Source organism: Janthinobacterium sp. GW821-FHT03A03 (assembly GCF_059421435.1).
On sequence record NZ_JBWKUZ010000010.1, the window covers coordinates 1 to 19,004 of the forward strand.

The window sequence follows — 19,004 nt, forward strand, 5'->3', positions numbered from 1 at the left end:
GTGATGGCCGGCGCGCCGGCCGCCGGCGCCGCGGGCGCGACCGGCCCTTCCGGCACATCGCTGGCAGGCGCCGTCAACTGGGCCGTCACGCTCGATGGCAGCGCCGTCGGCGGCGGCGGTGGCGGCAAGCGGGGCTCGGGCACGGGCTGCAGCTTGGGCGGCGGCGGTGGCGGCGCCACCGGCAGGGGCTTGGGCGCTTCGGCGATCAGGGCCATGCTGACCACCTGCTGCCTGTCCAGTCCCGGCGGCACCGTGTCCGCATGCGAAGTGAGCCATTCCAGCGCCATGTAATGCAGCACGCCGATGACCGCGACAATGACGACGGTACGGCGGCGCGGTGGCGAAAAGAAGGAAGCGGGCATCATGGGCGCTAGTGTACCGCTTTCGCCCCACTGCTGCCCCTTGCCCGCGCTCAACTTCTGATGTTTTATGTAAGAAAATGTTGGCGGCATTGCGTCAGTTGCAAGCTGATATCTGCTACGCTAAGGGCAGGAACGAACCTACCAGGAGACTCAGCATGGCAAATCCGCAAATGCCCCACATTCCGGGCGCAGCAGTTGTGACCGATACGCTCGACTTCGTCAAAAACCTGTGGGGCAGCATGAGCGTCCCCGGCATGGGCATGCCCGGCATCACGGCGCCCACCATGTCGGTGGAAGAACTGGACAAGAAAATCAGCGACCTGAAAGCCGTCGAAGCGTGGCTGAACCTCAATACCAGCATGCTGCGCGGCAGCATCCAGGCACTGGAAGTGCAGCGCGGCACCATCGCCACTCTGCAATCGATGGGCGCTTCGCTGGCGGCGGCCATCAAGCAGCCGGGCGCCAGCGACAAGCCGCTGTTCGAATCCGCGCCCTACGCTTCCGCATTTTTCCAACAAGCAACGCCAACACCGGCCGCCCCTGAACCGGCGCCCGCGCCCGCCCCGGCGGCGGAACCTGCGGCAGCGGCGCCCGGCGACGCGGCGGGCCATGCAGCGGCCCAGCTGGCCAATCCAAGTGCTTGGTGGAATTTGTTACAAGATCAATTCAAACAGGCGGTGTCGACGGCGATGTCGCCCGATGCGGCGGCGGCCAGTTTCGGCGGCGCCGTCAACGCCAAGCCAGCGGCCGGCAAGCCGGGCAAACCTGCAGAGGCAGGCACGGCAGCCAAGGCTCCGGTGCGCAAGGCGCCCGCGAAACGCGCGGCGCCCAAAGCCAGGACGGCAGGCAAGGCCTGACGTCCCGTGGCGGCGATATGATCAGGCGATACGATGAATGCGGATCGCCTCGATCATGTTGTCGGCCTGGCGTTTAACGTCACCGATCGTGATCAGGCCTTCGTCGGCCAGCGCCTTGGCGTGCTCGTACGAAGTCTGGAATGTTTCCAGCGTGTCTCCCTTGGCGGCAACCGGGCGTACCCAGGCAACGGCGCCGACTTTCATTTTTTTGTACACTTCATTGACCACATCACGCATATTTTCTTCCTTATTGTTGTAAAGCAACTCAAGCGCAGGCGCGCCCACGCTGACCCCTAGTTTATCATCCGCCGCGCTCGCGCACCGGTTTTGCGGGTTTTTCCGGCGCGGCCTCCGTATTTTCCACCACCACGGCCTCCCCTTCCGGCGCCGGCGGCGGCGTCAGTTGCACCAGTTGCTCCATCAACTGGGCGAAGCGCTGTTGTCCTGGTGCAATTTTGTCTACATACAACAACACTTCCATGGCCTCTGCCGCCAAGTCCGCCTGGTAGCCGCGTTGTTGCAGGAAGGAAACGATGATTTGCGCGGAATTGAACAGGATGCGCAGATTGTTCGGCAGCTTTTCGCGCGCCGTGCGCATCCAGGCCACCGCTTCGTTGAGCTTGTCCGTCTTCCACAGCAGCACGCCCTTGTTCATCAGATCCGACGCTTCCTTGCGCGAGGCGATGATCAGGCTGGTGCCTTCGTCGCCCATCTTGGCCTTGTCGAAAATCTTTTGCACCTCGTCCTGCACCACCTGGTTGTCGTGGTTATTCTTCACCACGTAGCACAGCAGGCCGGCCGGCGCATCCTTGACGCCGACGGCAAACAGCAGGGTGGCCAGCTCCATGCAGATGTTTTTCTCGGGCCGCGCCGGGTCTTCCGCCAGCATCGCTTCGAGTTCGTCGCCGCACTTGCGCGCGCGCCGGTAATCGCCCGTTTCGTGGTGCACCATGCCTTCCGTGATCTTCGCGCGCAGGCCGATCTGCTCGGGCGAGAATTCGCGCTGCGCCAGCAGCAGCCATTGCAGCGCCTCCTTGGCATCCTTTTTCAGGCCGCACACGCGCGCCAGGCCCAGGTAGGCGTCCGGCGTCTTCATGACGGAAAACTCGCCGATGGAAATACACTTGCGGAAAGCCTTTTCCGCCATGCTGACATTGCCCACTTTCAGGGCCGCCAATCCCAGGTTGCGCTGGCGCGGCACGGAATTGGGCGACAGGCGGGCCGCCTTTTCCAGCACGCCGCAGGCCTCTTCGTGCTGGCCCATCAGCTGGTAGGCGACGGCCATCTGGTCGTAGGCGTCGATGTAATACTTGTTTTCGACGATCACGCCCTGGAAGATCTGCCGCGCCGCCTCGTGTTCGCCGTTGTTCATGCGGATCTTGCCCAGTCCCGCCCTGGCCCAGCTGTAATCGCGCTCGGCCAGCACTTTTTCGTACACGGCGCGGGCCTTTTCCGGCTCGCCGCTTTTCAGCAGCAAACTCGCCTTCATGCGCAGCAATTCCAGCTCGTGCAGCTTGTTGACTTCGATCTGCGCATCGCACAATTTGGCCGCGCGCAGATAATCCTTTTCCATGCAGGCCTGGTCGATTTCGCGGAAGACCTGCTTCTTGTGCCAGACGCGGTTCAGCCGCGTCAGCAGCACGCCTTCCGTGATGGGCTTGATCAGGTAGGCGTCCGGCTGGTGCTCGGCCGCGCCCATCACCGATTCCACGCTTTTCTCGGCCGACACCATCAGCCACACGCTGGACGGCGCCGTCAGATTGCGCACGCGCGTCTCTTCCAGCACCTGCTGGCCGTTCTTGCCTTCACCGAGGTTGTAATCGCACAGCACCACGTCGTAGCGCGTCTTGGCCAGCAGCTTCATGGCTTCGCCGCCGCTGGCCGCCTGGTCGATATGGCGCGCGCCCAGGTTGCGCAGCGATTCGCGCAGCAGGATGCGGATGCCGATGAAGTCGTCGACCAGCAGATAATGCTTGTCGGCCCAGTCGGTGCTGCCCGCTTCGGCGGCGGTGGCGTGGCTGTCGGTCATGGTGTCCTCGCTCAGGGCAGGCGCAGGGTGAAACAGCCGCCGCCCAGGGCGCCGCCATTGGCCAGGGCGATGCTGCCGCTCTGGCCCCGGTGCTTGTGCATCTTCGCCACTTCGCTGGAAAAATACAGGCCCAGGCCCGTGCTGTTGGTGGAAAAATTCACGCCGGAGGCCATGCCGTCCATGGCCGCGCTGCCCGCGTCGAGCAAGGCCTGCGTATAGCCGTCGCCATTGTCTTCCACGCGCAGCTCCAGCATGCCGTCGCGCTCCTGCACGGACAGGCGGATGGTGTCCTGCGTATAGCGGATGGCGTTGTTGATGGCATGCGCGAGCACGCCGATGACGAGGTCTTCGTCGAGGGTCCAGATCAGCTGAGGCGGACAGGCCGTTTCCAGGCGTATGCCCTTGGAGGCCAGCAGGATCTTTTCCTGGTCGACCACCTGGTCGATGACCTGGCTCACCAGCTGCGGCTGCACGTCGAAGGGGTAGCCGGGCTTGCCCACTTCCTTGTACAGGGCCAGCAGCTGGATCAGGTTATCGTTGAGACGCTTGGTCTGGTACAGCATCTGCGCCATCTGCAGGTAGGCGGGATCGGCCTGCGGCGCGGGCTTGGCCTGCTCGGCCGCCAGCAGCGACTCCAAAGTGCCACTGACGACGCTGATCGAATTCTTCATGTCGTGCACGGTCGACGCCAGGAACAGGAATAGCTCGGGCGAGCTGTGTTGATCTTCCACCGGATATCTCCTCGGGCGCCGGCGGCACGGCGCCGCGGCTTGAATATTGCCAAGGATAAATTATACCGCCAGCCTGCGGCCGCCTGCCAGCCGCGCGCAAAGTCCGTGACATGACGCAACAATGCCGCCCCCGCTGGCGCAGGGACGGCATCAGCTTGCCAAGCAGACAAGATCAGCGGCGCGCGCCCGCCAGGCGGCGCACCACGGCGATCATGCGGTCGATCTCCTCGTACGTGTTGTAGAAGGCGAACGACGGGCGCACCGTCGCTTCCACGCCGAAGCGGCGCAAAATCGGCTGGGCGCAATGGTGGCCCGAACGCACGGCGATGCCCTCGTCGTTGAGGGCGCGCCCCACTTCCGCCGGCGCATGGCCGGCCAGCACAAAAGAAGCCACGCTGGCCTTGTCCAGCGCCGTGCCGATCAGGCGCACGCCGGCAATCGCTTGCAGGTGGTGCGTGGCGTATGCCAGCAGCGCGTGCTCGTAGGCGGCGATGTTTTCCAGGCCGATGCGCTGCACGTAATCGATGGCCGCGCCCAGGCCCACGGCGTCGGCGATATTGCCCGTGCCGGCCTCGAAACGGTTCGGCACGCCCTGGTAGACGGTGCGCTCGAACGTCACGTCGGCGATCATGTTGCCGCCGCCCTGCCACGGCGGCAGCTGCTCGAGCAAGTCGGCCTTGCCATACACGGCGCCGATGCCCGTCGGGCCGAACACTTTATGGCCCGAAAACACGTAAAAGTCGGCCCCCAGCGCCTGCACGTCCACGCGCAAATGCGACACGGCCTGCGCGCCGTCGACCAGCACGCGCACGCCGGCCGCATGCGCCAGCGCGATGATCTGCGCCACGGGCGTCACCGTCCCCAGCGCATTCGACACCTGCGTCACGGACACCAGCCGGGTGCGGCCGTTGAGCAGCTTGCGGAACTCGTCGAGGATGATCTGCCCGCTGTCGTCGACGGGAATCACGCGCAGCATCGCGCCCTTTTCCGCCGCCAGCTGCTGCCATGGCACGATATTGGCGTGGTGTTCGAGCTGCGAAACGATGATCTCGTCGCCGCTGCCGATGTACTTGCGGCCGAAGGTGTTGGCGATCAGATTGATGCCTTCCGTGGCGCCGCGCACGAAAATGATTTCATTGGGAGAAGCGGCGCCGAGAAAACTCGCTACCTTGGCGCGCGCGGCCTCGTACGCGTCGCTGGCGCGCGCCGCCAGCGCATGGGCCGCGCGGTGGATGTTCGAATTCTCGTGCGCATAAAAATATGCGATGCGATCGATCACCGACTGCGGCTTGTGCGTGGTGGCCGCATTGTCGAACCAGGCCAGCGGCTTGCCGTTGACCCGTTCGGCCAGCACGGGAAAGTCGCGCCGCACGGCGTGCACGTCGAACGGCGCCGGCGTCTGCCCGTCGCCCCGCTGGGTCCCCGCTGGCCGCGCGGGCAGCTCGGTCTGGAAATAGAACGCGGGCTGGCTGCTGGCCGGCGTCACCGGCAGCTGGCGCGCAGGCGAGCGCTCTGGCGCGGCAAGCCAGCCACGCAGATCTTCGGGAGCGGCCTGCCCCAGCCCCTGCTGCGCCAGGCCATCGAGCTTGCTGCCTGACGCGGGATAACCATGCGCGCCACCGATAAAATAATACGGCGATGGCGCAGCGGGCGCGTTGATCGCCGACAAGCGCGGCGTCGGCACGGAGGCGGGCGCCGGTGCGAGCGGAGACGCCAATGGCGCCGTCACGGGCGGCACCTGCGCCGTCGCCACGCCGGGAGCGATGGCCGCGAACGAAGGGCCGGGTTGCGGCGGCGCACGGTGCACATAGCGGGGCGCCGCATCGAGCACGCTGCCCGAGCCGCCAAGGCTGGGGGATTTATCCGGACCGGGCAGCCGCGCGAAAAATTCACCGGCCAGGCGGTTCAGGGTCGCCTCGTCGGGCAGGAAGGACGGCGGCGCCAGGGCCGCCGCGCCATCACTTGTAGGTGTCTGGGTAGTCATGGTATTTACCGATCTCCACGTCTTCCAGTACGGCCAGCGCATCGTCGGTCAGCACGGCCAGCGAGCAATACAGCGAAATCAAATAGGACGAAATCGCATGGCGGTTGATGCCCATGAAGCGCACGGACAGGCCCGGGCTTTGCTCGCCCGCCAGGCCAGGCTGGAACAGGCCGATCACGCCCTGGCGCTGCTCGCCCGCGCGCAGCAGGATGATTTTCGTCTTGCCGTCCTCGATGGGCAGCTTATCGGACGGCACCAGCGGCACGCCGCGCCAGGTGAGAAACTGGGAACCGAACAGGCTGACGGTGGGCGGCGGCACGCCGCGGCGCGTGCATTCGCGGCCAAAGGCGGCAATGGCCAGCGGATGGGCGAGGAAGAAGCCAGGCTCCTTCCACACTTTCGTCAGCAGTTCGTCGAGGTCGTCCGGCGTGGGCGCGCCCGTCAGCGTAAAGATGCGCTGGTCGTCGTGCACGCTGGCCAGCAGGCCGTAATCGGGATTGTTGATCAATTCGCTTTCCTGGCGCTCCTTGATCGTCTCGATGGTCAGGCGCAGCTGCTCCTTGATCTGGTCATGCGGGCTGCTGTACAGGTCCGACACGCGCGTGTGCACGTCGAGCACGGTGCTGACGGCGTTGAGAAAATACTCGCGCGGCTGCTCGTCGTAGTCGACGAAGGTTTGCGGCAGTTCCGACTCGTCGCGCTGCGAACAGGCCACGCGCACGTCCTTCGGGTTTTTCACCCGGTTCAGGCGGTAGATACCCGCTTCCACGGGCAGCCATTGCAGCAGGTGCACCAGCCAGCGCGGCGTGATCGTGGACAGCTGGGGGACGCTCTTGCTTGCATTGGCCAGCTGGCGCGCGGCGTTATCGCCCAGCGCAAACTGGCTCTCTGTTACTTCTGCCATGACGACTCCTGATGAGAAAAATGAATATGCTTATCTGAAAAACAAATAAAGTATCGGGCGTCTCCCCTCTTCTCTCAACATGCTATCGCCATCATCGTGGCGCTGAATCGACCCGCTTTAATCCACCAGCTCCGGCTCGCAGCGGGCCATCAATCCCGCCAGGCCGACGCCCAGCGCGATGGCCAGTTTTTCCACCGTCAGCAGCGACGGCGTGGCGGCGCCCCGTTCGATTTCGCCGATGAACGAGCGGTTCAAGTCGGCCGCTTCGGCCAGCCGCTCCTGCGACCAGCCATGCCCTTCGCGCAACTGGCGCACGGCCAGTCCAAACTGTTTGATCAACATGCTGTCCTCATGGGTGGTGGGCAAAGGCGGGGTGGGATGGCGCCGGCAAGTCCGGCGCCTCCTGCTGGTTGTGCGCTTGCGTGATGTTGCTGCCGGGCGCCACGTTGCGGGTCAGCCAGACGTTGCCGCCGATGACGGAACCCTGGCCGATGGTCACCCGTCCGAGGATGGTGGCGCCCGCATAGATCACCACGTCGTCCTGCACGATGGGGTGGCGCGCCAGTCCCTTTTTCAGCACGCCGCCGGCGCCGGCTGGAAAACGCTTGGCGCCCAGGGTGACGGCTTGATAAATGCGCACCCGTTCGCCGAGGATGGCCGTCTCGCCGATCACCACGCCCGTGCCATGGTCGATGAAAAAGCTGCTGCCGATGACGGCGCCCGGGTGGATGTCGATGCCCGTCTGCGAATGGGCCACTTCGGCGATGATGCGCGCCACCAGCGGCGCACCGAGCGCATACAGCGCGTGCGCCAGGCGGTAATGGATGATGGCCAGGATGCCCGGATAGCACAGCAGCACTTCATCGACGCTGTGCGCGGCCGGATCGCCATGGAAGGCGGCCGCCACGTCCGTGTCGAGCTGGGCGCGGATGCGCGGCAGCGCGCGGGCAAAGCGCTGCACGATGGCCAGCGCCTGCTGTTCGACCGGCACCGTCTGCTGCAAGCCGTGCTGGCGCGCGTGGTAACTGAGTTCGCGCCGCACCTGTTCGTGCAGGCTTGTCAAGGTCGTGTCGAGCGTGTGGCCGACAAAAAAATCCTCGCTCTCCTGCTGCAGGTCGAGCGGGCCCAGGCGCATGGGAAACAGGGCCGCGCACAGGGCGTCGACGATGTCGCGCAAGTGCTGGCGCGACGGGAATTCGCGCGCGCCGCACTCCCGGCTGCTCATCAAGCCGTCGCGCCAGCGCTCGCGCACGGCGCGCAATTCATCGACGATCTGGCGCAATTCCCACTGCGGCTGCGCGGCGAGGGAGACGGGAGGCAAGGCTCGCTGGTTCATGGTGGTCCTGAAAGGTGAATTAGTCTTGCAGCCAGGGGAGTGCGTGCCAGCGCCAGCCGCCGCTGTGGCCGCGCTGCTGATGTGCGTCAAGGTCGCCCTCGAAGCCTTGTGCGATATTAAAGACATGCGTAAACCCCGCTTTGGCGGCCGCTTCGGCGGCCAGCGCCGAGCGCTTGCCGCTGCGGCACAGCAGCACCACGACGGCCTCCTTGCCGCCCGCCTTCGCTTCCAGTTCGCGGGTAAAACGGGGGTTGCGGTGCATGGCCGTGCCGGTGGCCCAGGCCACGTGCAGCGAGTGCGGCACGTAGCCGACGAAGGTGCGTTCCTCGCTGGTGCGCACGTCGACCAGCACGGCTTTGCCGGCCTGCACCAGCTGCCATGCATCCTGCGCGCTGACGACGCCCGCATACGGCAAGCCTTGCGCCTGCGCCTGGGCGCGGGCCAGATGGAGTACTTCGTCAAACGCCGCCTCGCCGTGCGCGGCGCGGGGATCGAAAATCAGTTCTGCAGCAGCCATCTTTCCACCTCTTGATTCCGTCGTCAAAATCCAGCACGCGTCCACTGTAGCGAACTTATGTTGTTCGGAAAACAAATTAAAAAGAGTTTGGAAAGCTGAAAAACACATATGGGGACTACGCGTGGAGCGTCCGCATATGGGGTCAGACCCTCACGCGCGTTGGCGCCAGGCTTTGCGTCAGCTGTGTTGGGGGTCTGCCCCCAGCCCTCGCCTGCTCTGCGCCAACGCTCAACCAGCGCGGCGGCGCTCGCGCAGCAAGAAACGCGCAGGGTCGAGCGCCTCCGCCAACTGCCTCTCCAGCGGCAGCGGCTCGCCCTCGAGCTGACAGGCCAGCAGCTCGGCCGCCAGCGGCGCCCAGATCAGGCCGCGCGAGGCATAGCCGAGCAAGCCAAACAGGCCGGGCCAGCGGGGCACGTCGCGCAGGCGCTCGCAGCGGCCCGGCACGCCCGGATCGGGCAAGGCGCCCGCCAGCGGCAGGCGGTCCGGTGCCACGCAGCGAAAGCCCGTGCGCCCGGCCAGCGGCGCGTCGAACGGGGCCACGCCCAGAATGTCGGCGATCTTCCCGATATTTTCTTGCTGGCTCGACGGGCGCAGCTTGGCGTCCGCGTCCGCATCGTAGCTGGCGCCCACGCAGACGACGCCCTGATAGGCCGGCGTCATATAGGCTTCGCGGCAGACGACGAAGGGCACGGACGGCAGGCTGGCTTCGGCCAGGTGCGTGACCTGGCCGCGCACGGCGTCGAGCGGCAGGCCGGCCGCCTGTTCAAAATCGATCGCGCCCGTGCCGGCGGCCAAAACGACGGTGGGCGCGGCCGCGATCAGGGCGCCTTGCGCATCGCGCAGCAGCCATTCGCCGTCGCCGCGCTCCAGGCGCAGCGCGCTGCTGGAAAAACGCCGCGTCAGCAGGCTGCCGCAGGCGTCGAGCATGGCCGCGCAGACGGAGGCTGGGCGCGCCCAGCCTCCCTGTGCGAACCACCAGGCGCCGTCGGGCGCCGGCGCGCCCAGCATGGCGGCCGCTTGCGGCGCTTCCAGCCAGCGGGCGAAGCCGGGCGGATACTGGCCGCCGGCGGCGATCTGCCGCTGCACCTGCGCATGTTCTGCATCGCGCGCCAGTTGCAGCACGCCGCATTGCGCGCCGTCAAAGGCGGCGCCGATGCCGCCCAGGCCCCTCCAGTAGCGCAGCGAATACAGGTAGGCGGCGCGCACCAGGCGCGTGGCGATATTGTCGTCCTTCGACAGCTGCGGCATGAAGATGCCGGCCAGGTTGCCCGACGCTTCGCTTGCCGGCTGCGCGTAGCGCTCGACCAAGGTCACTTTCCAGCCGCGCGCGGCCAGGCGTTCGCAGGCGGCGGCGCCGGCCACGCCCGCGCCGATGACGATGGCGCGCCGCTCCGGCGCCGCCGTGCCCACGCTGTCGCCGCGCCGGGCATAGAACACGGCGCGCAAGCGGCTCTCGTCGAAGACAAAACCGTTCTTTTGCAGCGCCGCGCGCTGCGTTTCGTCGAGGTGCACGGCATGCAGGCGCGCGCCGTCAACCATCAGGCGCGCCAGCACCGGCGTGGCCGGCGGCGCCCAGGCCAGGTGCACTTCATCGACTCTCGCCGACAGCTGCGCCAGGCAGGCATCGGGCTCCCCGATCAGCACGTCGAGGATGACGAGGCCGTCGCGCGAGGCCAGGCGGTGCAGGCCCGGCACGCAGGGTGGCCACAGGCTGCGCCACGGCTCGGGCAACTGGCTGGCGTCGACGGGACGGGGCGCCAGCGCGATGTAATGCAGCCTGCGCCCGCCATGCCGGGCGCAGGCCGCGTGAAAGCGCGCGCCGTCGAAATCCGTGTCGAGCGTGACGAGGGGCTTCATCGTCAGCGCCCCGCGCGGCAAAAACAGGCGGGCGCGTGGTCGTTGACCATGCCGATGCCCTGCATGTAGGCGTAGATGATGGTCGAGCCGACGAACTTGAAGCCCCGCTTGCCCAGGTCTTTCGACAAGCGGTCCGACAGGGCCGTCCTGGCGGGGAACTCGCCGGGCTGCCAGCTGTTGACGATGGGCTGGCCATCGACGTAGGCCCACAAAAAGCTGTCGAGCGTGTGCCCTTCCGCGCGCAGGCGCAGATAGGCTTGCGCATTCGTGATGGCCGCCGCCACCTTCAGGCGGTTGCGCACGATGCCCGGGTCCGCCAGCAGCTGCGCCACCTTGTCCGGGCCGTATGCGGCGATCTTTTCCGCATCCCAGTCGTCAAAAGCGGCGCGGTAGGTGTCGCGCTTGTTGAGGATGGTTTCCCAGCTCAGTCCCGCCTGCGCCCCTTCCAGGTTCAGCATCTCGAACAGCCGGCGCTCGTCGTGACAGGGCACGCCCCACTCCGTGTCGTGGTACTCGACATAGCGGGGATTGGCCGGATTGGCCCAGGCGCAGCGGAGAATGGTCATGGCATGTTCTTCGTAGGGGAAGCGGAGGTACAGTATAAATTATCGGCCGCGCAGCAGGCGCCCCAGTTCCAGCAAGCCGTGCGCCATCTCGGCCGGGGGAATGGCCGCAAATCCCAACAGCAGCCCCGGCGGCGTGGCGCACTCCGGGCCCGCCGCCGGATCGGCATAGTGGCCCAGCGGGCGCAACTCGATGCCGCGCGCCAGTCCCGCGCCGGCCACCGCCTCTTCGTCGTGGCCGCCGCGAAAATACGCGCACAGTTCCAACCCGCTGTCGGCCGGGCCGCACGCCAGCTGGTCGTCAAGCTCGCGCGCGATGCCGCGCAACAGCAGGTCGCGCCGCTCGGCATTGCTGTCGCGCGTGCGGCGGATATGCCGGCCAAAGTGGCCCTCGGCGATGAAGTCGGCCAGCGCCATCTGCGGCACGATGGCCGTGTGGCGGTCCATCACGGCCTTGGCCTGCACCAGCGCCTCGGCCAGCGCGGGCGGCGCCACCATGTAGCCCAGGCGCAGCCCCGGAAACAGCACCTTCGACAGGGTGCCCACGTACACCACGCAGCCGGCCCGGTCCTGGCTTTGCAGCGACGCCAGCGGCGCGCCCGTGTAGCGGTATTCGCTGTCGTAATCGTCTTCCACCAGCCACGCTTTGTTGTGCGCGGCCCAGGCCAGCAGGGCCAGGCGGCGCGGTAAACTCATGCTCACGCCCAGCGGCATCTGGTGCGACGGCGTCACGTAAGCCAGCTTCGCCTGCGGGCAGTGCGCCACGCCATACGCCACGTCCAGCCCCTGCGCATCGACGGGGACGGGAAAGACGCGCGCGCCGGCCGCGCGTAGCGGGCCGCTGGCGCCCCGGTAGCCGGGCGACTCCATCCAGGCGCAATCGCCGGGCGCCAGCAGGATGGTCGACAGCAAAAACAGCGCCTGCTGCGAGCCGGACGTGATGACGATCTGCTGCGGCGTGCACTGGACGCCGCGCGAGGCCTTCAGGTACACGCACAGCAGCTCGCGCAGCGGCAGGAAGCCGGCCGGGTCGCCGTAGCCGAACTGGTGGTCGGGACGGCGCCGGCGCCGCCCCTCCAGCCGGTTCCACACGTCAAACGGAAAATGGTCGATGCGCGGCATGCCGACGCGGAAGGCGCGCAGCGGCCCCCGGTGGAACGCCACCTGGCGCATGGCCGCCACCACGCCCTGCCCGCGCGCCGACAGGGGCCGCAGCAGGCCGGGCGTAGCTGCCGGCGGCACTGGCAGCGGCACCTCGCGGCTGACAAAGGTGCCGCGCCCGACGGCGCCATCAAGATAGCCTTCGGCCGTCAACAGCGCATACGCATTGAGCACCGTCTGGCGCGACACGGCCAGCAGGCGGCAAAAATCGCGCGTGGGCGGCAGCTGCATGCCGGGGCTCATCCTGCCATCGAGGATGGCGGCCTTGATGGCCGCATACAGCTGGCGGAACAGCGGCTCGGCGGCGCCGCGCTGCAGCGGCAAGGTGGCGATGATCGGGTTCAGGTGGGAGGCTGGCATGACGGGATGGCTCTTGAATTGGTAGCTTCAAGATAGCACTTATTGGCTGTTTTAAATAGCCAAGACTGGCGCTAAGATGGCGCATCCCCTTTATTCTTGCGGAGTACCCATGCATCAGTTTTTCGCCACCGTGGCCTGGCAGCGCGACGGCCAGGATTTCGCCGGCCAGCGCTACAGCCGCGGCCATGAATGGCGGTTCGACGGCGGCCTGACGGTCCCCGCCTCGTCGTCGCCCCTGTCCGTGCCGCTGCCGATGTCGGTGGCGGAAAATATCGACCCGGAAGAGGCGCTGGTGGCCGCCGCGTCGAGCTGCCACATGCTGTTCTTCCTGTCGCTGGCAGCGCAGCGCGGCTACGTCATCGACGATTACCGCGACGCCGCCATCGGCGAGCTGGGCAAGAATGCACAAGGCCGCCTGGCCATGACGCGCATCGTGCTGCGTCCGCGCATCGCCTTCGCGGGAACATCGCCCACGCCCGAGGCCTTGGCCGCCCTGCACCATGACGCCCACGAACGCTGCTACATCGCCAATTCGCTGACGGCCGAGGTGGTCGTACAAGGAGCGCACTAGATGTACACGCCCGCCACCTTCCGCGAAGAGCGCCTCGACGTGCTGCATGGCCTGATGGCCACGCATCCGCTGGGCGCGCTCGTGCGCCACGGCGCCGATGGCCTGTGCGCCGACCATCTGCCGTTCGAGATCGCCGCGCCCACGCTTGATGCGCCATTCGGCACCCTGCGCGCCCACGTGGCGCGCGCCAATCCGCTGTGGCGCGCCGCCGGTGCGGACGATGACTGCATGGTGATCTTCCAGGGGCCGCACGCCTACATCACGCCCGCCTGGTATGCGGAAAAACAGCGCAGCGGCAAGGAAGTCCCCACCTTCAACTATGCGGTGGTACACGCGCACGGCCCCCTGCGCGCCATCGACGATGCGGCATGGCTGCTGGGACTGGTGGCGCGGCTGACGGCGCGCCACGAGGCGGATCAAGCCGCACCGTGGAAGGTGGGCGATGCGCCGGCCGGCTATATCGACAAAATGCTGAAAGCCATCGTCGGCATCGAGATTCCCCTCACGCGCATCACGGGCAAATGGAAGCTGGGGCAGAACCGCAGCATGCAGGACCAGGCCAGCATGGCGCATGGCCTGGCGCTGGACGCCCAGCCGGGCGCCGCCCGGGCGCTCGGCGCGCTGATCGCCGCCAACGTCACCTCAGCGAGCTGACGGCCGCCGCAAACGTCAGGAACGACAGCGCCGTCGACACGAGGATGATGCGGGCGATGCGCGCAGCGTCGTGCTCCAGACGATAGGCGCTTGCCGGGAAAATGCTGGCGGCCGGCTACGGCTTGAGCTGGGCGCGGATCTCGCCGGCCGGGTAGGCGGCGCTGTGCACGTTCACGTACAGGTTGCCGGCCTGGTAGCTCGCATACTGGGACGGCGTGAGCATGGCGCCGGCCGGCACGGCAAACATGCCGGCGCTGGTCTGCACCAGCGGCACGATGACAGCGCCGTTGGCGCCGACGGGCGCTTCGTGGATATGCGCGACGGTGGCCACCATGCCCGTGTAGCGCACGCCGCCGCTGACGCTGCGGTCGTGCGCCACGCGGATATCGCTGTGGCCGCTGGCCGTGCTGGTATTGGCCGGCACTTCCTGCGCGCCCGTCAGGGTCACGTCATGGCCGCCCGGGTGATGCGGACCATGGGAACAGGCGCCCAGCAGGGTGGCCAGCGCCAGCACGGTGGCGGCGCGGCGTACGTGGTTTGGCAATGTGCTCATCGCAGTTCTCCTTCAACGGACATCGGCTCACGGATGGCGCCCTCCCGCACAAGCGGGCCTGCGCCGTGTCTCGCGCAAAAAAATCTTGCTGTAGTGCGACAGTAACGCCATCCCGCCGAGTCCGCTTTGCTTTGCGCCAAACTTGCTGCGCGCCCCGCCGCGCCCCGTTCAGGCAAGATGGCCTTCGGCCACCCAGCCACGGTTGGCGGGCGGCGCCTTCGGCTTGGGCGCGATGCCGCTGCTTTTTTCCGCATCGAGGATGATGCTGCGCATGCTGTCGCTGGCGGCCGGCCCCGGCGCGAACGCGTAGTACTCGTCATTGATGGGCAAGCCCGTCATGGCGTCGACCAGCACCGGATCGGCGGCCAGGCCCGTGTCGCGGCTGGCGATGACGAGGCTGGCGCCTTCCGGGGCGAAGTTCTCATTGCCCCAGGCAATGAAGGCCAGCAGGACGGGCTTGAATGCGCGGCCCGGCTTGGTCAGCACATAGTCATAGCGGGGCGGCTTGGCGCAATACAGGCGGCGCGTCATCAGCCCCCCTTCCACCAGGTCCGCCAGGCGGCGCGTCAGGATGGTGGGGGCAATCTTGAGGCTTTTTTCAAATTCATCGAAGCGCGTCTTGCCGTAAAACGCTTCGCGCAGGATGAGGATGCTCCACCATTCGCCCACCTTGCCCAGGCTGCGGGCAATCGGGCATGGCAAATTATTAAAGTTGGTATGTTTCATGACCATCTCCTCACGTTGATCCAACACAACAATCAAAAAAAATCTTGCAGTTGCCACACAAAAATTTAGTTACTATCGCTTTGCAAGCCGTTTCCCGCCCCGGCGAGGGCTTGAAAATACGCGAAAACTCACACTTTTCTTGCTCCAGTACAATCATGCCCAGTCCAGCTTCTCCCGTCCCGGTGTGCGAAACGGCGTCAGAGAATGTTGCTTCCCGTCCGTTTTTCACCTGATACGCTTACGATGACTCCTTTGAAATTTGCCGTCCTGCCAATGTTGCTCGCCCTCTCCCTCTGCCAGACCACCGCCGCCGCCACCGTCTCCTCCGCCTCGTTCCAGGCCACCTTCGTCATCAGCGAGGCCTGCACGATACGCTCGCACCTTGCGCAGGCCCAGGTGCAATGCCGCCATGCGACCCCCTATCAGGTACAGCCCGGCCAGAGCCCGGCAGGCGCGGACATGCTCACCGTCAGCTTCTAAAAATAAATCGTCGCCGTCACCGTGTCCTTGTAGTCGCCGGGGCGCGGCGACACCTGCGCCGGAACCCGGCCGTAAATCGTCAGCGGCACGCTCGCGCCCGTGCCCGTCCCCGTGACCATTGCGGTGCCGCCCGTGCCGTCGCCCCATGGCGGGCCATCGAGGGTGGACGACAGCAGATAGCTGACCTTGTCGGTGGTCACGGTGTTCTTCATTTGCCGGTTGGCCACATTGAGCGCCACGCTGCCGCCGTTCAGGGCAATCTGATACGCATTGTTGTTCACGCAGCGCACCGACAGGGTGCTGGTGCTGCGCAGGTTGCCCGTCAGGATGGAGGCGTTGGCAAACGCCATCGGCGTGGCCGTGATCGTGCAATCGTTGACGGCCGTCGCATTCACCGTAAAGCCGAAGCTGCCGCTGCTGGCGCTACAGCCCTGCAAGTTGACGAGGCCATACGTGGTGTAGGTGTAGGTGCCCACGCCGGCAAAGCTCGACGTATAGACGGTATTGGCGTTGGCCACCGTCGGCACGGCCGCCAGGGCGGCGCCGGCAGGAATCTTCGCATACACGGTGAACGTCATCGAATACGTGCCGGGCGGGGCCAGCAAGCCGGCCGACAGGACCATGTCGAACGTCGATGGCGCACCGGCCACGCCGGCGCCGCCCCAAATCTTCGCCGTCGCATATGAACTGTCCACGTACACGTTGTATTCCATGCGGTTGGCGCCGTTGCCCAGCTTGCGCGGCAGGGCCGAGGTGGAATTCGTGCCCAGCCCCAGCGAGATGCACACTTGCGCATTGGGCGTGAGCAACTGTCCCAGGTTCAGCGATGAAAACAGGCAGCTGAAGGTCCCCGTTGCCTGCGCCACGTAATCGGCGCCGGAAATCGGACTGATCTGACCGAAATCGATATTCGTCATGCTGACCGTGCAGGTATCGGCCGCCCGCGCCGCATTGCCCCAGGCACAGCCCAGCAGCAAGACGAGACATGGCAGCAGGCGGCGCATCAGCGGCCTCCCCCGGCGCCGGCAGCGCAGCGCAGCGGGCCGATCACGGGCAAGCCGCCCGCCGCCGGGCGCGCATAGGCAAAGCGCACCGTGCAGGTGCTGTCGCCTTCGCCAATCTGTAATTGATTTTGCTCAAGCAAGTCGTCGATAAAGGTGATGCCGTCAAATCCCACCACCGTGCGCTTGCCGCTTTGTACATGCAGCACGGGCAAGCCCGTGGCCAGCGGCTTGCCGTCGCCGTCCTGCACGATGACGGTGGCGGCGCTGTAGCGCCCGATGGGAAAGGCGGCCAGCACGCCGGCCAGCTGCCGCGGCACGACATTGATATGCGTCACGGGCACCCGCGCATCGACGCCCAGTTCATCCGTCGCGATGCTGATCTGGTTACTGCCATACGGATTCAGATTCGGCACCAGCAGATAGCCGCTGCCGCCCGTCACGCCGATCTGGCGGTTCTCATGCAACACGGGAATGTTCGCCACGCCGCCCGTGGACACCAGCGCATAGCCGTTGCCCACCTGGCGCGCCGCCTCCAGGTGGCCATCCATCAGCACCAGCGCGCCGGCCGCGCCCAGCGAAGAGACAGTGCCGCTGCGGCTGTTTTGCGTGCGCGCGCTCACGCGGCCGTCATTGCCCAGGTATTCCACTTGCGCCTGGCGGTAAGCGTTGCCGCCCGCCGTGCCGGCCTGCACGCTCCAGCCGAAGCCGCCGCCAAAGTCCGCCGCGCGCTGCGCGCCGACACTGCGGCCGCTCTCGCCGTTTTGCCGGCTGCCGTTCACGCTGAGGGCCAGATTGTTGTCGAAGGCCATGCTCAGGCCGAAGTAGAAACCCCGTTTATCGCGTTGCCGCAAGTCCTGGAACAGGCTGGCGCTGAAGAACAGGCCGTGAAACAGGGTGGCCGCATAGCCCACGGTGGCAATCTTCGACGGCGGCGCGCCCAGTGTGCGGTAACGGATATAGCTGCCGCTGATGCTGCTTCCGGCCGGCAATGGCAGGCTGACCGTGAGGCGGTCTGCCGCGCGCACGACGGGGCTGCCATCACGCGAGGCCAGGTCGCCAAAACCGGCGCCGGCGCGCACGCCTTGCACATCGATGCTGAAGCGCGGCCCCAGGTACTGATAACCGGCGCCCAGCTGCGCACCGCGGCTGCGGCCGGCGCTGGCCGACAGCGAACCGTTGAGCACGCCCGCCTGGCCCAGCCGCCACAACGCGCCCGCCCCCGCCTGATACAGGCCGGCCGCCAGTTCCGCATGGCCTTCGACGGTGAGACGGTCACTGACGCCATGGCGGCCGGAAGCGCTGGCGACCAGTTGCCGTTCATAGCCGAACAGGCGGCGCCCATAATCGCGCCGCACGGCTCCCGCCTCGACCGAGTAATCGCTCAAGCCGCCGGCCAGCATGCGCGTATCGACGTACAGGGGCAGCACGGTCGTCACGCTGCGCCCCAGCGCATCGCGGGTGACGATGGTGGCCTGGCCCGCGCCATTCACACCGGCCACCTGGTTCAGGATGAATGGACCGCTGGGTACGCTGGCAGAGTATTGCTGTACGCCATTGACGTACAGGCTCAGCGACGATGGCACCAGCGCCGTGCCGTCGACGGCGGCGACGGGGAAGGTCAGCAGGTCGGGGCGCAGCTGGAAATTCTTGCGCCACTGCAAGCCACCGACGCGCACGGCGCGGCTCCAGCTCAGCGATGAGGAAATCAGGTCGCCCACCTGCCACGTTTGCAGGGTGGCGGGATCCGCATGGCTCCAGAACGTGTCAAAACGCATGTATTTGCGCTGGCCCGCGCCCAGGTTCACCGTGCCGGTATTGCTGAAGACGCCGCTGTCATTGAAGTAGCGCACATCGTTGAACAGGGCGACGCGCCGCGTCTTTCCCAGTTCCGCATAGGCTTCGTAATTGAGCACGGCGCCTGGCGTGACCTGCGACGGCGGCGTCTGCGCCTCCGGGCGCGCGCTGATGCGGTACGGCGCGCGCAAGTCGTCCGCCACGCGCAGCGACACGCTCTGGCGCGCCGCGTCATAGTCGTAGCTGAGGCCTGGAATGGCGTCGAGCGCCACCTCGGCCTGACCGGGCGCGCCCAGGCGAGCCGGGTCCAGCCCCAGCTGCTGCAAGGTCGCCACGCTGCTGCGCAAGCCTTTGCCCACCTGGGTAAAGCGCAAGATCAGCCCGGTTGATTCAGCATTCAAGGTTACCTCCAGATACAGTTCATTCGGCGCCGCCGGATCGCTGGACAAGCTGGCCGGCCCCGGGTCGGCGCCCGTCACGCCGGGCGCGCCATCGGCCCAGTGCAGCGGCGCCATGGCCAGCAGCAACGCCGTCAGCGCGCGTGTCATGGCTCAGGCCAGT

General features: G+C 66.6%; 19 protein-coding genes and 1 pseudogene. 4 read left to right on the forward strand and 16 right to left on the reverse strand.

The genetic code is table 11. From position 1 onward, the window contains the following. Positions 1 to 365, reverse strand: a pseudogene (locus AC07VI_RS18250) (hypothetical protein); the annotation flags it as partial. Between the two features lie 152 nt (positions 366 to 517). Between AC07VI_RS18250 and AC07VI_RS18255 the strand changes: the two are divergent. After that, complete coding sequence (locus AC07VI_RS18255; protein WP_086147176.1) at positions 518 to 1,219, forward strand: PhaM family polyhydroxyalkanoate granule multifunctional regulatory protein; 702 nt, start codon at positions 518 to 520, stop codon at positions 1,217 to 1,219. Positions 1,220 to 1,240: 21 nt separating this feature from the next. On the opposite strand, the gene AC07VI_RS18260 is transcribed toward AC07VI_RS18255, so the two are convergent. The 11 genes from AC07VI_RS18260 to pdxR form a co-directional block, all read right to left on the reverse strand. Continuing rightward, positions 1,241 to 1,504, reverse strand: a complete 264-nt coding sequence (locus tag AC07VI_RS18260; protein WP_253251964.1) for a hypothetical protein — start codon at positions 1,502 to 1,504, stop codon at positions 1,241 to 1,243. Between the two features lie 16 nt (positions 1,505 to 1,520). Then, positions 1,521 to 3,248, reverse strand: coding sequence for a tetratricopeptide repeat-containing response regulator (locus AC07VI_RS18265; RefSeq protein WP_099375251.1), 1,728 nt, complete (start codon positions 3,246 to 3,248; stop codon positions 1,521 to 1,523). Positions 3,249 to 3,259: 11 nt separating this feature from the next. Further along, positions 3,260 to 3,979 (reverse strand): sensor histidine kinase, encoded by a 720-nt coding sequence (locus tag AC07VI_RS18270; RefSeq protein ID WP_086147174.1) that lies wholly within the window; start codon positions 3,977 to 3,979, stop codon positions 3,260 to 3,262. A gap of 172 nt (positions 3,980 to 4,151) precedes the next feature. After that, positions 4,152 to 5,963: a family 2A encapsulin nanocompartment cargo protein cysteine desulfurase gene (locus tag AC07VI_RS18275; RefSeq protein ID WP_086147173.1), complete on the reverse strand. Its 1,812-nt coding sequence runs from the start codon at positions 5,961 to 5,963 to the stop codon at positions 4,152 to 4,154. After that, positions 5,938 to 6,867, reverse strand: a complete 930-nt coding sequence (locus AC07VI_RS18280; RefSeq protein ID WP_076565434.1) for a family 2A encapsulin nanocompartment shell protein — start codon at positions 6,865 to 6,867, stop codon at positions 5,938 to 5,940. Before AC07VI_RS18280 ends, AC07VI_RS18275 begins: the two co-directional genes overlap by 26 nt. A gap of 117 nt (positions 6,868 to 6,984) precedes the next feature. Further along, positions 6,985 to 7,209 carry a helix-turn-helix domain-containing protein gene (locus tag AC07VI_RS18285; protein WP_086147172.1) on the reverse strand — a complete coding sequence of 75 codons (225 nt, stop codon included), beginning with the start codon at positions 7,207 to 7,209 and terminating at the stop codon, positions 6,985 to 6,987. Between the two features lie 7 nt (positions 7,210 to 7,216). Beyond that, positions 7,217 to 8,203, reverse strand: coding sequence for a serine O-acetyltransferase EpsC (gene epsC, locus AC07VI_RS18290; RefSeq protein ID WP_492992329.1), 987 nt, complete (start codon positions 8,201 to 8,203; stop codon positions 7,217 to 7,219). Positions 8,204 to 8,222: 19 nt separating this feature from the next. Then, the gene (locus AC07VI_RS18295; RefSeq protein WP_086147170.1) at positions 8,223 to 8,720 is read right to left on the reverse strand and encodes a rhodanese-like domain-containing protein; all 498 of its coding nucleotides are present in this window, start codon (positions 8,718 to 8,720) and stop codon (positions 8,223 to 8,225) included. A 228-nt stretch (positions 8,721 to 8,948) separates the two neighbouring features. Continuing rightward, entirely contained in the window at positions 8,949 to 10,577 is a 1,629-nt protein-coding gene (gene mnmC1 / locus AC07VI_RS18300) for an FAD-dependent 5-carboxymethylaminomethyl-2-thiouridine(34) oxidoreductase MnmC1 (protein WP_492992327.1), read from the reverse strand. 2 nt (positions 10,578 to 10,579) lie between these two features. Next, on the reverse strand, positions 10,580 to 11,143 hold the full coding sequence (locus tag AC07VI_RS18305) for a DNA-3-methyladenine glycosylase I (RefSeq protein ID WP_086147169.1): 564 nt from the start codon (positions 11,141 to 11,143) through the stop codon (positions 10,580 to 10,582). A gap of 39 nt (positions 11,144 to 11,182) precedes the next feature. Beyond that, positions 11,183 to 12,661: a MocR-like pyridoxine biosynthesis transcription factor PdxR gene (gene pdxR / locus AC07VI_RS18310; protein WP_492992325.1), complete on the reverse strand. Its 1,479-nt coding sequence runs from the start codon at positions 12,659 to 12,661 to the stop codon at positions 11,183 to 11,185. Positions 12,662 to 12,770: 109 nt separating this feature from the next. On the opposite strand from pdxR, the gene AC07VI_RS18315 reads away from it, so the two are divergent. Together AC07VI_RS18315 and AC07VI_RS18320 are read left to right on the forward strand one after the other, a co-directional pair. Continuing rightward, positions 12,771 to 13,232, forward strand: coding sequence for an OsmC family protein (locus AC07VI_RS18315; RefSeq protein WP_086147167.1), 462 nt, complete (start codon positions 12,771 to 12,773; stop codon positions 13,230 to 13,232). Further along, on the forward strand, positions 13,233 to 13,886 hold the full coding sequence (locus AC07VI_RS18320) for an FMN-binding negative transcriptional regulator (RefSeq protein WP_492992322.1): 654 nt from the start codon (positions 13,233 to 13,235) through the stop codon (positions 13,884 to 13,886). Positions 13,887 to 14,001: 115 nt separating this feature from the next. On the opposite strand, the gene AC07VI_RS18325 is transcribed toward AC07VI_RS18320, so the two are convergent. Both AC07VI_RS18325 and AC07VI_RS18330 read right to left on the reverse strand, forming a co-directional pair. After that, positions 14,002 to 14,439: a CHRD domain-containing protein gene (locus AC07VI_RS18325; protein ID WP_086147165.1), complete on the reverse strand. Its 438-nt coding sequence runs from the start codon at positions 14,437 to 14,439 to the stop codon at positions 14,002 to 14,004. Between the two features lie 168 nt (positions 14,440 to 14,607). Next, positions 14,608 to 15,165 (reverse strand): winged helix-turn-helix transcriptional regulator, encoded by a 558-nt coding sequence (locus AC07VI_RS18330; protein WP_076565423.1) that lies wholly within the window; start codon positions 15,163 to 15,165, stop codon positions 14,608 to 14,610. Between the two features lie 243 nt (positions 15,166 to 15,408). On the opposite strand from AC07VI_RS18330, the gene AC07VI_RS18335 reads away from it, so the two are divergent. Continuing rightward, positions 15,409 to 15,645: a hypothetical protein gene (locus tag AC07VI_RS18335; RefSeq protein WP_139842576.1), complete on the forward strand. Its 237-nt coding sequence runs from the start codon at positions 15,409 to 15,411 to the stop codon at positions 15,643 to 15,645. Here AC07VI_RS18335 and AC07VI_RS18340 read toward each other — a convergent pair. Together AC07VI_RS18340 and AC07VI_RS18345 are read right to left on the reverse strand one after the other, a co-directional pair. Then, positions 15,642 to 16,649, reverse strand: coding sequence for a Csu type fimbrial protein (locus AC07VI_RS18340; protein ID WP_086147163.1), 1,008 nt, complete (start codon positions 16,647 to 16,649; stop codon positions 15,642 to 15,644). The two genes, AC07VI_RS18335 and AC07VI_RS18340, sit on opposite strands and share 4 nt — an antisense overlap. Beyond that, the gene (locus AC07VI_RS18345; RefSeq protein ID WP_492992319.1) at positions 16,649 to 18,991 is read right to left on the reverse strand and encodes a fimbria/pilus outer membrane usher protein; all 2,343 of its coding nucleotides are present in this window, start codon (positions 18,989 to 18,991) and stop codon (positions 16,649 to 16,651) included. The genes AC07VI_RS18340 and AC07VI_RS18345 overlap by 1 nt, the downstream gene beginning before the upstream one ends. Positions 18,992 to 19,004: the final 13 nt, after the last annotated feature.

Coding starts and splice junctions, on each gene's coding strand:
- AC07VI_RS18255 (WP_086147176.1), top strand. CDS start 518: ATGGCAAATCCGCAAATGCCCCACATTCCGGGCGCAGCAGTTGTGACC.
- AC07VI_RS18265 (WP_099375251.1), bottom strand. CDS start 3,248: ATGACCGACAGCCACGCCACCGCCGCCGAAGCGGGCAGCACCGACTGG.
- AC07VI_RS18275 (WP_086147173.1), bottom strand. CDS start 5,963: ATGACTACCCAGACACCTACAAGTGATGGCGCGGCGGCCCTGGCGCCG.
- AC07VI_RS18280 (WP_076565434.1), bottom strand. CDS start 6,867: ATGGCAGAAGTAACAGAGAGCCAGTTTGCGCTGGGCGATAACGCCGCG.
- AC07VI_RS18285 (WP_086147172.1), bottom strand. CDS start 7,209: ATGTTGATCAAACAGTTTGGACTGGCCGTGCGCCAGTTGCGCGAAGGG.
- epsC (WP_492992329.1), bottom strand. CDS start 8,203: ATGAACCAGCGAGCCTTGCCTCCCGTCTCCCTCGCCGCGCAGCCGCAG.
- AC07VI_RS18295 (WP_086147170.1), bottom strand. CDS start 8,720: ATGGCTGCTGCAGAACTGATTTTCGATCCCCGCGCCGCGCACGGCGAG.
- mnmC1 (WP_492992327.1), bottom strand. CDS start 10,577: ATGAAGCCCCTCGTCACGCTCGACACGGATTTCGACGGCGCGCGCTTT.
- AC07VI_RS18305 (WP_086147169.1), bottom strand. CDS start 11,143: ATGACCATTCTCCGCTGCGCCTGGGCCAATCCGGCCAATCCCCGCTAT.
- pdxR (WP_492992325.1), bottom strand. CDS start 12,661: ATGCCAGCCTCCCACCTGAACCCGATCATCGCCACCTTGCCGCTGCAG.
- AC07VI_RS18315 (WP_086147167.1), top strand. CDS start 12,771: ATGCATCAGTTTTTCGCCACCGTGGCCTGGCAGCGCGACGGCCAGGAT.
- AC07VI_RS18320 (WP_492992322.1), top strand. CDS start 13,233: ATGTACACGCCCGCCACCTTCCGCGAAGAGCGCCTCGACGTGCTGCAT.
- AC07VI_RS18325 (WP_086147165.1), bottom strand. CDS start 14,439: ATGAGCACATTGCCAAACCACGTACGCCGCGCCGCCACCGTGCTGGCG.
- AC07VI_RS18330 (WP_076565423.1), bottom strand. CDS start 15,165: ATGAAACATACCAACTTTAATAATTTGCCATGCCCGATTGCCCGCAGC.
- AC07VI_RS18335 (WP_139842576.1), top strand. CDS start 15,409: ATGACTCCTTTGAAATTTGCCGTCCTGCCAATGTTGCTCGCCCTCTCC.
- AC07VI_RS18340 (WP_086147163.1), bottom strand. CDS start 16,649: ATGCGCCGCCTGCTGCCATGTCTCGTCTTGCTGCTGGGCTGTGCCTGG.
- AC07VI_RS18345 (WP_492992319.1), bottom strand. CDS start 18,991: ATGACACGCGCGCTGACGGCGTTGCTGCTGGCCATGGCGCCGCTGCAC.